Origin of the sequence: Streptomyces sp. NBC_00076 (genome assembly GCF_045041235.1) — a bacterium.
GTDB lineage: Bacteria > Actinomycetota > Actinomycetes > Streptomycetales > Streptomycetaceae > Streptomyces.
In genome coordinates this window covers 4,101,903-4,115,556 of the sequence record NZ_CP108242.1, presented here as the reverse complement: position 1 = coordinate 4,115,556, position 13,654 = coordinate 4,101,903, and the positions used below count along the sequence as shown (strand labels likewise).

At 68.5% G+C, this 13,654-nt stretch carries 11 protein-coding genes and 3 pseudogenes; 8 read left to right on the top strand and 6 right to left on the bottom strand.

What is annotated here, in order from left to right:
• Positions 1 to 188 precede the first annotated feature (188 nt).
• Positions 189 to 1,429, top strand: a pseudogene (locus OHA64_RS18615) (glycosyltransferase).
• Positions 1,430 to 1,546: 117 nt separating this feature from the next.
• Complete coding sequence (gene helR, locus OHA64_RS18610; RefSeq protein ID WP_405614383.1) at positions 1,547 to 3,718, top strand: RNA polymerase recycling motor ATPase HelR; 2,172 nt, start codon at positions 1,547 to 1,549, stop codon at positions 3,716 to 3,718.
• 141 nt (positions 3,719 to 3,859) lie between these two features.
• Here helR and OHA64_RS18605 read toward each other — a convergent pair whose 3' ends face one another.
• The 3 genes from OHA64_RS18605 to OHA64_RS18595 all read right to left on the bottom strand — a co-directional run bounded on the left by OHA64_RS18605 (position 3,860) and on the right by OHA64_RS18595 (position 7,246).
• Positions 3,860 to 5,482 (bottom strand): Rieske 2Fe-2S domain-containing protein, encoded by a 1,623-nt coding sequence (locus OHA64_RS18605; RefSeq protein WP_405614381.1) that lies wholly within the window; start codon positions 5,480 to 5,482, stop codon positions 3,860 to 3,862.
• Between the two features lie 2 nt (positions 5,483 to 5,484).
• Positions 5,485 to 5,913: a hypothetical protein gene (locus tag OHA64_RS18600; protein ID WP_405614379.1), complete on the bottom strand. Its 429-nt coding sequence runs from the start codon at positions 5,911 to 5,913 to the stop codon at positions 5,485 to 5,487.
• Between the two features lie 781 nt (positions 5,914 to 6,694).
• Positions 6,695 to 7,246, bottom strand: a complete 552-nt coding sequence (locus OHA64_RS18595; RefSeq protein WP_405614377.1) for a GNAT family N-acetyltransferase — start codon at positions 7,244 to 7,246, stop codon at positions 6,695 to 6,697.
• A gap of 209 nt (positions 7,247 to 7,455) precedes the next feature.
• Here OHA64_RS18595 and OHA64_RS18590 point away from each other — a divergent pair, with 209 nt between their 5' ends.
• The 4 genes and pseudogenes from OHA64_RS18590 to OHA64_RS18575 form a co-directional block, all read left to right on the top strand.
• Positions 7,456 to 8,223: a methyltransferase domain-containing protein gene (locus tag OHA64_RS18590; protein ID WP_405614375.1), complete on the top strand. Its 768-nt coding sequence runs from the start codon at positions 7,456 to 7,458 to the stop codon at positions 8,221 to 8,223.
• Positions 8,224 to 8,463: 240 nt separating this feature from the next.
• Positions 8,464 to 8,622: pseudogene (locus tag OHA64_RS18585) on the top strand (transposase); the annotation flags it as partial.
• Between the two features lie 148 nt (positions 8,623 to 8,770).
• Complete coding sequence (locus OHA64_RS18580) at positions 8,771 to 9,433, top strand: pyridoxal 5'-phosphate synthase (protein ID WP_405614373.1); 663 nt, start codon at positions 8,771 to 8,773, stop codon at positions 9,431 to 9,433.
• A gap of 108 nt (positions 9,434 to 9,541) precedes the next feature.
• Positions 9,542 to 9,833 (top strand): annotated as a pseudogene (locus OHA64_RS18575) (IS701 family transposase); the annotation flags it as partial.
• Here OHA64_RS18575 and OHA64_RS18570 read toward each other — a convergent pair.
• Together OHA64_RS18570 and OHA64_RS18565 are read right to left on the bottom strand one after the other, a co-directional pair.
• Entirely contained in the window at positions 9,826 to 10,053 is a 228-nt protein-coding gene (locus tag OHA64_RS18570) for a DUF397 domain-containing protein (RefSeq protein WP_405614371.1), read from the bottom strand. The pseudogene OHA64_RS18575 and the gene OHA64_RS18570 sit on opposite strands and share 8 nt — an antisense overlap.
• A 1-nt stretch (position 10,054) precedes the next feature.
• Positions 10,055 to 10,900 carry a helix-turn-helix domain-containing protein gene (locus OHA64_RS18565; protein WP_405614369.1) on the bottom strand — a complete coding sequence of 282 codons (846 nt, stop codon included), beginning with the start codon at positions 10,898 to 10,900 and terminating at the stop codon, positions 10,055 to 10,057.
• A gap of 221 nt (positions 10,901 to 11,121) precedes the next feature.
• On the opposite strand from OHA64_RS18565, the gene OHA64_RS18560 reads away from it, so the two are divergent.
• The gene (locus tag OHA64_RS18560; RefSeq protein WP_405614367.1) at positions 11,122 to 11,742 is read left to right on the top strand and encodes an ATP-binding protein; all 621 of its coding nucleotides are present in this window, start codon (positions 11,122 to 11,124) and stop codon (positions 11,740 to 11,742) included.
• Positions 11,743 to 11,813: 71 nt separating this feature from the next.
• Here the strand turns inward: OHA64_RS18560 and OHA64_RS18555 are convergent, their stop codons facing one another.
• Positions 11,814 to 12,707: a hypothetical protein gene (locus OHA64_RS18555; protein ID WP_405614365.1), complete on the bottom strand. Its 894-nt coding sequence runs from the start codon at positions 12,705 to 12,707 to the stop codon at positions 11,814 to 11,816.
• 255 nt (positions 12,708 to 12,962) lie between these two features.
• Between OHA64_RS18555 and OHA64_RS18550 the strand changes: the two genes are divergently transcribed.
• Positions 12,963 to 13,652: a hypothetical protein gene (locus OHA64_RS18550; RefSeq protein ID WP_405614363.1), complete on the top strand. Its 690-nt coding sequence runs from the start codon at positions 12,963 to 12,965 to the stop codon at positions 13,650 to 13,652.
• Positions 13,653 to 13,654: the final 2 nt, after the last annotated feature.

Below are 13,654 nucleotides of genomic sequence, written 5' to 3'. Positions count from 1 at the left end.
GACAGCGGCCGAGGGGAACGGCTGGGGAAGCAGGGAGAGGAAACAGCGAAGGCAAGGAGGTCACCAACCGGTCACCCACTCCTTGCCACTCTCAACGTATAGCGCACCGGGGGGCTTGCGGCAAGCCCCCCGTCGTGCCGCAGAATCTCCGGCCGAGGCCAGAATCTGCGGAAAACGGGGGTTGCGAAGTGCGGGTGTTGTTGTCGACGTATGGATCGCGCGGGGACGTCGAACCGGTGGTGGGACTCGCGGTGCGGTTGCGGGAACTCGGCGCAAGGTGCGGGTGTGCGCGCCGCCGGACGAGGACTTCGCGCGGCGGCTGGCCGGCGTCGGAGTGCCGCTGGTGCCCTTCGGCCCGTCGGTGCGCATGCTGGCGAAGACGGCGACGCGGCCGTCACAGGTGGACCTGCCCCGGCGCGCGGCCGAGATCATCGCCGGCCAGCTGGACGCGGTCATCGCGGCGGCCGAGGGCTGTGACGTGCTGGTGGCGGTGGCCGGCGTCCTGCCGGCGGTGGCCGGTGCGCGGTCGGTGGCCGAGAAACTGGGCATCCCCTCCGTGTGCGCGACCTTGCAGCAGCTCACCCTGCCGTCACCGCGTCGCCGACCGCTGGCGTACCCGGGCCGCCCCTTCCCACCGGACGTGACGGACAACCGGGAGCTGTGGAACCTGGACGCCGAGAACATCAACGCGTTGTTCGGTGAGGCGCTCAACACCAACCGGGCGTCGATCGGCCTGCCCCCGGTGGACGACGTCCGCGCCTACGCCTTCGGTGACCATCCGTGGCTGGCGACGGACCCGGTCCTGGACCCGTGGCAGGAGACGCCTGGCCTCGACGTCGTACAGACCGGCGCGTGGTTCCTGCCCGACGAACGTCCGCTCCCGGCCGAGCTGGCCGCTTTCCTGGAGGCCGGCGAACCGCCGGTGTACGTGGGCTTCGGCAGCATGCCCATGCACGCTTCGGCGGACGTCGCCCAGGTGGCCGTGGAGGCGGTCCGCGCGCAGGGCCGCCGTGTCCTCGTCGGCCGCGGCTGGGCGGACCTGGCCCTGATCGACGAGCAGGACGACTGCTTCGCCGTCGGCGAGGTCAACCAGCAGGTACTGTTCGGCCGGGTGGCCGCCGTCGTGCACCACGGCGGCGCGGGCACGACGACGACGGCCACCCGGGCCGGCGCACCCCAGGTGGTGGTGCCCCAGGGAGTGGACCAGCCCTACTGGGCCGGCCGGGTCGCCGACCTGGGCATCGGCGTGGCCCACGACGGCCCGACTCCGACCTTCGACTCCCTGTCCGCCGCGCTCAGTACGGCCCTGACCCCTGACACCCACGCACGAGCGACCACCGTGGCGGCCACCGTCCGCACCGACGGGGCGACGGTGGCCGCGAAGCTGCTCGACGCGATCAGCCGGGAAGAGCCGCCCGTGCCCGCGTGACCCACCCGGGATCGTCCAGCCGGCACCTGACACCCCAGGTTCGGCACACCGGGCCCGGATGCCGTGCCGCGCGCGACGGCCGCAAGCGACCTCATATCGGACTACCGGAGCGACTACGTGAACCCCCTGACCACCAGCGCGTTCGACCTTCCCGACCGCCTCGCCCCCAAGGCCGACCCCACGCTGATCGCCGACGACGAGCAGCACTTCGCGGCCATCGCGGAGTGCCTCGAAGAGTCGATCGCCGAGCTGACCGCCAGCCTCGACGCCGAACGCAGGGCACCTGGCGGAATGGGCCGGCAGGCGATGGACCGGGACACGGAGATCCACCGTCTGACCAGTCGCCTGCGCACCCTGCGCCGCTTCGGCCTGGACCTGTGCCTCGGACACATGGTCGGCGCGGACAGCTCCGAGCCCGTGTACGTCGGACGGCTCGGTCTCACCGACAGCACGGGCCGTCGGCTGCTGCTCGACTGGCGTTCCCCCGCGGCCGAGCCGTTCTTCGGAGCCACCCACGCCAACCCGATGGGCCTGGCCAGCCGCCGCAGGTACCGCTGGACCCGCGGCCGGATCAGCGACTACTGGGACGAGGTGTTCACCTCGGACGGATTCGCCGGGCACGCCGCACTCGACGACCAGTCCGCCTTCATCGCCAGCCTGGGCAGCAACCGCTCGCCCCGGATGCGGGACGTGCTCGGCACCATCCAGGCCGACCAGGACGCCATCATCCGCGCGGGATCCCGCGGCGCTCTCGTCGTCGACGGCGGCCCGGGCACGGGCAAGACCGTCGTCGCCCTGCACCGCTCCGCCTACCTCCTCTACTCCGACCCCCGCCTCGGTCACCGCCGGGGCGGCGTGCTGTTCGTCGGTCCGCACCAGCCCTACCTGGGCTACGTCGCCGACGTCCTCCCCAGCCTCGGAGAGGAGGGCGTGCAGACCTGCACCCTGCGGGACCTCGTCACCGAGGGAGCCGCGGCGGCCACCGAGACCGACCCGGACGTGGCCCGCCTGAAGTCGTCCGCGGACCTGGTGAACGCGATCGAGAAGGCCGTCCGGTTCTACGAGGACCCGCCCGCCAAGGGCATGACGGTCACCACCCACTGGTCCGACATCTCGCTGAGCGCCGACGACTGGGCCGTGGCGTTCGACGCGGCAGAACCCGGTACCCCGCACAACGAGGCGCGCGAGCAGGTCTGGGAGGAACTGCTCACGATCCTCGTCGACAAGCACGACGGCGAGGACGTCCCGCCCGCCCAGCTCCGCAAGTCGCTGCTGCGGAACAGGGAGTTGCTCACGGCCTTCAACCGCGCGTGGCCGCTGCTCGAAGCGGCCGACCTGGTCGGAGACCTGTGGACGGTTCCCGCGTATCTGCGGATGTGCGCTCCCTGGCTCAGCCGGGACGACGTCCAGAAGTTGCAGCGTGCGGACCCGCAGGCCTGGACGGTGTCCGACCTGCCGCTCCTGGACGCGGCACGGCAGCGGCTCGGCGACCCGGAGGCGGCGCGACGCAGGCGCCGTCAGCAGGCCGTCATCGCCGGCCAGCGCGAGCGCATGGCGCAGGTCGTCGACAACCTGATCGAGGCGGTGGCCAACTCCGGCGCCGACGGTGACGACGGCGAAGGCCTGGTGAGGATGCTGCGCGGCGAGGACGCCCAGGTCAGCCTGGTCGACGAGTCCGAACTGACCATCGTCGACCCGGACTTGCTCGCCGGCCCGTTCGCGCACGTCGTCGTGGACGAGGCCCAGGAACTGACCGACGCGGAATGGCAGATGCTGCTGCTGCGCTGCCCGTCCCGGAGCTTCACCATCGTCGGAGACCGCGCCCAGGCCAGGCACGGCTTCACGGAGTCATGGCAGGAACGCCTCGAACGGCTCGGCTTCGACCGCATCAACCTGGCCTCCCTGAGCATCAACTACCGGACGCCGGAGGAGATCATGACGGAAGCGGAGCCGGTCATCCGCGCCGCGCTCCCCGACGCCAACGTGCCGACCTCCATCCGCAGCGGCGGCGTCCCCGTCGTCCACGGACCCACGTCGGACCTGACCTCGATCCTCGACACCTGGCTCGCCGCCCACGCCGACGGAATCGCCTGCGTCATCGGCGACCCCACCTTCCGTACGACGTCCCGCGTCCGCTCCCTGACCCCGGAACTGTCGAAGGGCCTCGAGTTCGACCTGGTCGTCCTCGTCGACCCGGAGACCTTCGGAACGGGCGTCGAAGGAGCGGTCGACCGCTATGTCGCGATGACCCGAGCGACCCAGCGACTTGTCATCCTGACGAGCTCCTGACGCCGGGCGGGCGGGTGTGCCCAGGCAGGAGAGGGAGCTGCGAACGCGCGTCAGGGCTGGAAGTCGGAGGTCGGAGTTCGGAGTTCGGGGTCCGGAGTTCGCGGGGAGCCTCTCATCTGCTCAGGTCGGCACGGGCGCTCCTCAGGCGTCCGCGTCCGCCGCGATCTCGACGCTGTCTCCACGGATCCGTATCGGGCGGGCGGCCAGCGGTCCGGTGGCCGGGCCGAGCTGCACCGAGCCGTCCGTGATGTCGAAGGCGCTCCCGTGGCAGGGGCACCGGATCTCCCCATTGCTGATCGCGTTCACCGTGCAACCCTGGTGCGTGCAGACGGCGGTGAACGCCCGGAACGCGCCTCGTTGGGGCTGGGTGACCACGACCTTCTCCGCCGCGACGACCAGACCGCCGCCGACCGGGATGTCCGCCGCATCGGCGATCACTTTCCAGGTGAGGGCGTCTTTCTGCACGGTGGTGGCGCCCTCGGAGGGAACGTCGTCCTCCGAGGTGGACCCGTCCGCGGAGGGATCGCCGGCGCCGCCGCCGCCTTCGCCACTCTTCGCATCGTCGGTGTCGGTGGCGGTGGCGGTCGTGCTGGAGGTGGCGGTGACCGTCGTGGTCGCGCCCTTCACGCCGACGGACGGCGTACCGGCCGAGGCCGCGCCACCGGCGTGGCTGCCGCCGCCACCCCCCGTCCGGTCCAGGACCTTCCACGCCGTGATGCCGATGCCGACGCCACCGCCGGTCACGGCGACCGCGGCCATGGACGCCAGAGTCCGGCGCCGCGAGCGCCCCACGGGGGTAGGGCCGGGCGACGTGGTGCCCGGGGCGCCGGGCGGTACGAGGACCACTGTCTCGGAGGTCCCGGTTGCCCCGGTCGCCCCGGGCGCCCCTGACAGGACGGCCTCCGATGCTGTGGGGCTGGGGCTGGGGCTGGGGCTCGGGCTGGGGCTGGGGCTGGGACTTTCCGGGACCTCCGGAGTGCGCGGGGCTTCCAGGGGGACATCCGGGGGGACATCCGGGGCGACCTCCACAACCGTCGGGCCTGAGGCGGCATTTCGGGCCAGCGCCAGCAGATCCACCGTTCCCGTGCCGCTGCACTCCGGTCGGGGAAGCCCGCGCAGCAGAGCCGCCCGCAGCAGCCTGCGATAGATCTCGCCCAGGCCCAGCAACTCCGGCCCACCGGGCACACCGTTGCGCAGGAGCGCGATCAGCTCGCCGGTGAACGCGGTGTGTGCCGCCCCGTCCGGCGCGAGGGCGACCCCGTTCGGCGGGGCCGAGGCGAGCACGTACGTCCCCTCGATCGCCGTCTGGCTGAGCACCGTTCCCAGAGCGGGAACGGCCCGTCCGCTGAAGCAGCAGTCGAGAATCACGATCCGGTTGTCCGCACCGCACTCCGACACCACCTCCCGCAGTACGTCGTACTCCAGCCCGCTCACCCGCAGTTCCGCCGGATCGGTGTCCGCCATCGCCAGGAACAGCTCGCCCCGTGCACCGAGCAGCCCGTGACCGGCGAAGTACACGAGGAGCGTGTCCTCGGCCGCGTCAGCCGCGTCCCGCAACGCACGGCACGCCGTCCGCGCGTCGCCCGGGTCCGGCACCACCGCGCACCGCCCGGCCGAAAACGACCCGAACACGGGGTCGTTGAGGACCGCCGCGAGGTCGGCGAGATTGCCCCGGACGGCGGGCACGTCCCGGAGGTCGGGCGACCGGTAGGTACCCGTACCGATCAGCACGGCGTTCGATCGCGCGGGGTCGGGCAGCCGCACGGTCAGAGGCTCCCGTTGCCGTCCACCGGGGCGGCGGGCGGGTGCGTGGGCGCGGTTGCGGCGTCCGGCGCCGGCACGGTCCCGCCCAAGGCGGACCGCAGGAACAGCTCGACCGCCGCCGCGTCCACCGGGGACCGGGCGTCCAGTGTCAGGCTGCGTCCGTCCTGCGCGGTGAGCGTCAGGGTCGTCGCGCCCGGCGATCCCGCGCGGCGGGCCCGTCGGGACCGCAGCCAGCCGGCCAGCGACTGGGATAACGCCGTCGCAAGCGCCCCCGCGGCTCCCGAGACACCACTCCCGATCACCAACTCGGGAAGGCCTCCCAAGGTCCCCGGCGTAGGCGACTGCTCCCGGCGCACCCGCCCACGCAGCCCGGGCTCCCGACGCAGCCAGTCGTCCAACTCGCCCGTCAGACTCTCGTCCCCGGACGTCATCCGCACGGTCCCCACAGGCGCCCCCTCGTGTCTAGGCGGCCAGTGTGGCCTCCGGCTCCGGGCAGCCACGGCAGTTGTCGCGAACGCCTCCTTTTCCGCCCGTTCCTGATCACAACGGGCACGCGAATGGCGCCGCCCCCTTCACGCATCGTTCACAGAGTCAATTACTCGTGTACGACGGTAACTTGACCGTGACTGGACCCTCGGTCATACGGTAATGTCCAGGCAAAGAGGTGCTCGCGATAACCAATTCGGAAGGAGTGACCATGCAGCGGCGACGGATTCCACACGAACCCGGACACCAGTCGGCACAGTCACTCCGGGACCGGATTCACTCGCGCTCCTAGCGTCGGCGCCCTACGGTCGCGACGCGTTCAGCGCTCCATGCGCGAGCGCTGTGCCCCTTTCAGGAAGCCTGACCGACCGCCCCCTCACGCACGAGCGCGGCTGCGGTCAGTCAGCGCTCACCGCAGCCGCGCAGGCATTCATCCCCCACTGCCCCTCGCCCCAGGTCGGGGCGACGGACGGCACGCAGACCCTGACACTCCAACACTCCCGCAACGACCGCGGCAGAACAAATCCCAAAGGAGGCAACGATGTTCGATCTCCGGACAGAAGCAGAAATGAGGCTGCACTCAGAAAAGACGGCGAGGGAACTCGCCCTCAAAAGGCAGGGTGAAGTGGACGCCGAGAACACCGGCGTCACGCAAACACCGGCCGGGTCTGACGAGGGGCAGGAGGCTGCCCCGAGATCCGCAGGCGCCTGACCCGTATTCCAGGGTCATCCCCGGTGCAATGGTTCGCGCATCATCGACGCGAACACGGGCGAGTCGGCGAAGGGCTGCTGCTCGCCGATTTTCTCGTAGCCCCACCGCTCGTAAACGGCCTGTACTTTGCCGCTTCCCGCCTTCGGGTTGACGAGGAGCGTGCCCCGCTCTTCGCCCCTGCTCGCCAGGAGTTCTTCGTGGATGCGGTGTGCGACGCCCGTGCCGCGCCACGGGCGTCGGACCACGATCTCGTTCAGCGCGAGCGTGCGCTTGCCTGTCTCGACGGTGTACCCGTCGGGCAGAGGGCTGGTCATGGCCGACCACCAGCGAGTGCTGGGGCCGAGGGGGGTGGCATACGCAAACCCGGCCGGCTCGGTCCCGTCGTAGGCGATGACCGTTTCCCAGCCGGGCACCGAACTATGGCCTGTCAGGCGCTCGTTGAAGCGCTCGGCGGAGTAGAAGGGGCCGGTGAGGCCGAGGTCTCTCTGGCGAACCTCTACATGGATGTCCACGATTGCCTGTCGCACCGGCTCGACATCGGTGTGGTGCCGCAGCTCAAGGCTCACAGGAGCTCTTTTCAAACCATTCGCGGGTGGTCGGGGCATCGGGGGCGATGGTGCGTGAGCAGGCGGTCGTGGATCGTGGACGAAAGCCTCTGGGTGCGGTCAAGCCGCTACTGCGGCTGAGCGCCGCGTCGTGTGCACCGGGCAGCACGTCCGGGCGTCGATGTTACGTTCCTCAGGGAACCTGACCCGGAGCGTCGAGGGAGCCTGGCATGCCCACCGCCCCGCACATTGAACTCGACTCGGCCGGGCCCGCGGCCGTCGACGGCCGCCACATTCGGGCCCTGACCTTCCAGTCCGTACGGCTGGAGTATCTGCGGCACGTGCTGTCGGAGCTGAGCCTCCCGGCGGCCGGCAGCCGGGCGCTCGTCGTCGGCAGCGGGCGCGGCCTTCTGGCCTACGGCCTCGCCCGGCTCGGGTTCGAGGTCGTCGCCGCCGATCCGTCCCCCGCCGCGACGGCCCTCGCCCTGGACGCGGACGACGGGCTGGGCATCACCTACCTGACGACACCCGCAGAGGAACTCGACCTGCCGGACGGCTCCTTCGACCTCGTGTACTGCGCCGACACCCTCGAGATCACCGAACGGCTCGACGCGGTCCTCGCACAGGCGGCACGCGTGCTGCGCCCCGGCGGGGCCTTCGTCTACGACACGGTGAACCGCACCCCGGTGTCTCGCCTCATCTACCTCGGCGCCTTCCAAGCCTTCCCGGGCACACGGATCATGCCCCGAGGCCGTTACGCCGCACACCGGCTGCGCCGCCCGGCAGAGCTCGCCGCGGCCCTCGACCAGGCGGGGCTGTCCGCGAAGGACGTCTCGGCGTTCAGGCCGCGCGACGCACGCAGCCTCGTGCGTGCGACACACGGGCGCAGGCGCGGCACGCTGACCGACGATCAGCTGCCGGACCTGGTCGACATGGTGCTCGAACCTGAGGGCAGCCCGGTGGTGACGTATCTGGGGTACGCGATCCACCGAACATGAACCACACCCCCGGCCTCGGACCGGCCATCCCAGGCGCACCCCAACATGGCGTCGGGGCCGGGCGCTTGAACTGGTGGAGCAGGGTGAAGGTCTGCTCGATGACATGGCGGAGTCTGCCCAGGCCCTTATGTTGGGGGCGCCCTTGCGGGAGATCACCGGCAGGATCCGGCGGCGTCGCAGCTCACGCCGCACCGCCTGGCCATTGCCTTGCCCTCGACGTCGGTGCACGTTTGATCAGCGGTGCGGCTGGACGGTACCAAAGCGCTGATCGCACTGACGGAGGGGCTGCGCGAGTCGACCGAGTCGTGGGCCGACCTGCTGCGCGACTGCCGCGGGCGCGGCATGCGCGATCCCGAACTGGTCGTCGGCGACGACGCGATGGGCCTGTGGAAGGCGCTGGCCGTCCGTGCTGGAGCCCGCTTCAAAAACGGCCACCTTGTCGAACGCCCTGGGACTGCAGCGGCGTGGTCAGCCTCAATCAGCCTGTGAATTACGCAGGTTGATAGGTTCAGTTCGACTTGAGTGATCACGACTGGGGGAGTGGAACGTGACCGGTGCGGGCAACCTGCGACAGACGCTGCGGGACATTGAGGTCTTCGCCGGCGACCTTCCCGGGTTCGACCCGTCGATTGCGCCGGACACGCCGTCCGAGCTGTTCATCGAGTGGTTGCTCAAGGCGTTGAGCGCCGGGGTGAAGGAGCCGCATGCCATGACGCTGGCCACGGCGGACGCCAGTGGTGATCCGACCGCCCGCGTACTCATCCTCAAGGACGTGAGCCCCGAGGGCTGGCAGTTCGCCTCGGACGCGAGCAGCCTCAAGGGCCGCGACCTCGCTGTCCGCCCCTATGCGGCGTTGACCTTCTACTGGGCACAGCTCGCCCGCCAGGTCCGGGTGCGCGGACCGGTTGTGCGAGAGACCCCTGAACGGTGCGCAGCGGACTTCCTCGGCCGTGGTGAGGGGGCACGGGCGGAAGCCCTGCTCGGCCGGCAATCGCAACCGCTCGCGGATCTGGCCGAGAGGGACGCGCAGGTGAAGGAATCGCTCACGCGGATCAAGAGCGAGCCGGACCTCGTGGCGCCAGGCTGGACGCTGTACTCGGTGCGCCCGGAGTCGGTGGAGTTCTGGCAGGGCGACAAGCAACGCCGCCACACCCGGCTCGTCTACCTGCCTTCACCCGACGGGTGGACCAAGCAGATGCTGTGGCCTTGATTGCTGTCCGATCCACAAGTATTGACCATTGCTCGAAAGGCATCCATACCGTCAGCGTTCAGCGCCAGTACATCGGCGCCGCCGGGAGGATCGGAAACTCTCAGGTCGCGATCTACCTTGCAGAAGCTGTCCGAAGGTGCCGACGCCAGGGGCACTGCTCTTACGACTGGGCTGTCATCGACCTCGCCGAGACCCAGTCGGCCACCACCAGCTGCCGATCCGTCGCAGCCGCAGCACTGGAGAACTCGCCTACTGCCGCTGCTTCTCGGACCAGCCGGTGCCACTGCTCCAGTTGTTGCGGGCCGCCGGGTCCAGATGGCGGGTGGAAGAGACCGTCCAAACCGAGAAAGGCCTGGCCGGACTCACTGAGCACCAGCTCCGCCGCTCCACATCTAGCTCTCTTTCCGGAAGTTCAGGGGGAAATAATTCCCCACTCTGGATATGAACCCGCCCCATGCCTCGGCAGAGAACGTGAGAGATGCGCCCCCTGGCCACTTGGAGTCGCGCACGAGCACGCTGGAGGAAACAAAAGCGGTTTCCGCACATTCAGTCGCATTCCCGCCGCTGTACGACGATTTGAACCAGGCGGGCTGGCGGGCAGCTTGAGCGGCAGTGGACACTTCATAGCTCCTTGCGGACGCGATGGATCATGGAAGAGGACGCCTCCATGTCCAACGCTTGTGCCTGGAGGTACTCGAACGCAAGTCTGTATCGGTCCAGTTCCTCGTCCTTCTCCAGGAAGAGCGAGCCTGTGTGGAAGTCGACGTACACCACGTCGAGGGTCAGCTCGCTGCCGCCGATGATGACGAAGCTTCCGAGAGCTGCGGCGTGGGCTCCTTTAGAGAAGGGCAGCACCTGGAGCGTGATGTGGGGTGACTCGTTCGCTTCGAGTAGCCGATCGAGCTGCTCCTTCATGATCTGAGGGGACCCGACGACGCGGCGGATCACGGACTCGTCGAGGATCGCCCACAGGCGCAGCGGCTTCGCGCGCGTGAGAATCTCCTGCCGCTTCATGCGGATGTCGACCAGGCGCTCGATCTCTGCTGGTTGCAGAGGGACTTCGTTGGCCTGCTGCAGTGCTGTGCTGTATGCACGCGTCTGCAGGAGGCCTGGGACATAGACGCAGGAGAAGTGACTCTCGCGTACAGCTTCGTCTTCCAGCGTGAGCAGCAGGTTCATGCTCTCTGGGATGGCGTCGGCGAAGGAGCTCCACCAGCCTTGCTGCTTGGCGTCCTTGGCGAGCCCGACAATTGCCGTGCGCTCGGCCTCGGTTGCTCCGTACTCGCGGCACAGGGCATCAATGATGATCCACTTGACCGGCCCGGACTGGGTTTCGTACCTGCTGACTGTTGCCTTGGATACGCCGACGAGCTGACCGGCCTCCTCGAGCGTGAGCCCCTTACGGGCGCGCAACTTACGCATCATCGCGCCTAGTTGGCGGCGGCGGGTGGTGGTCCGTTCAGGCATTCGACTCCTTCGCCATGCATCGGGCTGGCGGGCCCGGAGATCCCCATCAGGCTAGGCAGCGAAGCCTCAGACTCACCATCAGATTCACTCGATGGATTCTCGTGAGAAGTTACACAGTGAGATTTCTCCATGCCATGCTCGGACACGGATCGCTACGCAGTGCAGCCGTACGGATACGGCAGGCGCAGGCATGTGCGTGGCCTGGGAGGGAGGAGTCGGCCATGCCCGGCTACGAAGTCACTGAAGCGAGACTCCGCTGCGTCCTGCCTTTTGAGGCGGCGCCGGCGGAAGTGCGCCTGTTGCGCAGAGCTGCCGTCAGGCAGCTGACCCGCTGGGGTATGCCTGTCGCCGTCGATGAAGCGGAGTTGCTCGTCACGGAGTTGGCCACCAATGTGGTCAAACATGTCGGCGAGGGTGCCTCCGCGACCTTGATTCTCGAATGGAGGGGAGAGCGGCTGCGGCTTGAAGTCCATGACAAAAGTCCCGTGAGTCCGTCGCTCAGAGCGCCGGACTGTGACCGCGAGTGCGGCCGCGGCCTGCACCTGCTCGCTTCGCTGGCCGTGGACTGGGGCACGGTGCTTACAGCGGTCGGCAAGGCCGTCTGGTGCGAGATTGCGCTCGGCGCCACGCCGGGATGTCGACGTGTTGAACGGGCGGCGGAAGCCTTGGAGAACTATCAGGGGACTCACGACGCGTCTGCCCTCCGGAGAAGGGGTCTCGAAGAGTCCGCGATCGAGTTGATCGCGGACCTCCTCCACTGGACCGCCGCCCGCGGCCATGACCCGGATGACTTCCTGGACCGAGCTCAGATGCACTACGAGGCTGAGACGAGCGCCGCTTAGGTGTCAGGTGCTCTTCGTGTGGGCCCTCTGCCTGCATGGAGAGGGAAGGAGCGAATGCGCGACGCCGGCAGTCATGTCAATGCCGCACGCAGCATGGCGCCGGCGTCTTCTGTGGCGCCATGCTCGTGGAGCGCCAGGGTTGCGTGCAGAACGTCTCGGTGGCTCTGGTCCCGGCCGTAGATATGGATCACGTTGTCGGCCAGCCGGTCGTCCTGTTGCTGGCGGAGCAGCAGGAGGAGTGTCGCCATCTCGGGAGGGCTGAGTGCTTCGGTGGTCTGACGCACAAGGGTCAATGCGGCTTCAGGTCCTCGGTCCCTGTCCAGCTCTCCGGCCTGGTGTGCGAGTAGCCGCGCGGCGGCCATGTCTTTCTGCCTCCGCTGCCGGTCCCCCTTTCGGCGGGGGACCGGCAGCGGAGCTGACGACACCCGAGTGGCGAGGCGTGCCTGCAAGCCGGCTCGGGTCGCCTTCAATTTCGCTACGACAGCCTTCTGTTCGGCCGCTTCGCGCCTGAGGATGTTCAGTTCGGCGACCGCTTGCCTTAGTGCTGAGCACTCACTCTCCCTCTCCCGTAGCTGCTGGGCGAGATCGTCGATCTTTGCCTCCAGGACGACGCAGTTGTGGCACTTTTCAGCCCGCGCTTCGCTGTGGAGTGCCCTGAGTTCCTCAAGACTGACGCCGACGGCATCTTCGCTGCCAGCATCAGCGCACGCCTGCTTGTAGAAGCTCTCGACTAGGGCAAGCCCAGGCAGCGACTCCCCACTGAGGGCCCTGGATAAGGCGCTTTCGCTGCATCGGAGGTGTTCTGCAGCTTTCGCCTGAGTTATTCGATTCCTGGTGGATTTGGCCGGAGACAGGTGGCGGCACACTTCCTGCAGAGCCTTGGCGAGAGCCTGTCTGCCAGGCAGCACGTTGCTGCGGAATTCCTTGTCAATCCAGCTTCGCGCTGTGGAGTCTGTGTGTGTCATGGGCATGCCGACCTCCGGAGGCCGAGATGAGACGTGTCTGCAGGTGCAGCAATTGTGCATCAGGTGGCCGGAGTTGGCGTTCTTGCGAGTTCTGGAGCAAGTGTTCTGACACTGGACTTCTATTCGGCGCCTGGTGTCGACTGGAGGAACCGCCCGAGAAAACGGGGGGCGCAAGACCACGCATGAGGCAAATTGTGTGCTTTGTGCGTTCTTATGCGGTCTGCGTGCCGCACGACTTGTGACCGGAGGCGATGGATGACGCTGCCGTCTTGGCAGGACAAGAAGCTGGGAAGCATGGCTCGGGCCGCGTTGTGGCTGGTGACGGTCGTGGGGGAAGGGAACATCTTCACGAAGGCGGCGCTGCGTGAGGCCTTTCCCGAGGTGGCTCAGATCGACAGGCGGCTCCGGGACCTGCGGAAGTACGGCTGGCGCATCGACACGAGTCGCGAAGACGCTGAGCTGAAGCAGCAGGAGCAGCGGCTCGTGACGCGGGGAGCCGACGTGTGGATCCCGGGCCAGGCGAAGGCCCCGAAGCACAAGAACAGCCTCACTCCCGCGCAGCGCACGAAGATCCTCCAGGGGGACAACTACCTGTGCCGCACGTGCGGGATCGCGGTCGGTGAAGAGTACGGAGACGGCGTCGAGCAGGCGCAGCTGAACGTGGCCCGTCGCAAGGTGCTCCTCTCCGACGGTGAGATCGAGTACCAGCTCGTCACGGAGTGCAAGCGGTGCGGATTGGGGGGTTCCGACCGCGAGGTCGACCTGGGTGCCGTACTGGAGATGGTGGAGGCGCTGTCTCCCGTCGAGCGTCTGACCCTGGCCGGCTGGATGGTTGCGGATCGGCGCACTCTGAGTCCGCTGGACAAACTCTGGGGCATTCTGCGGACGCTTCCGGAAGAGTCCCGGAACACGGTCGCTGACGCTCTCGATGACATGGACGACTAGAA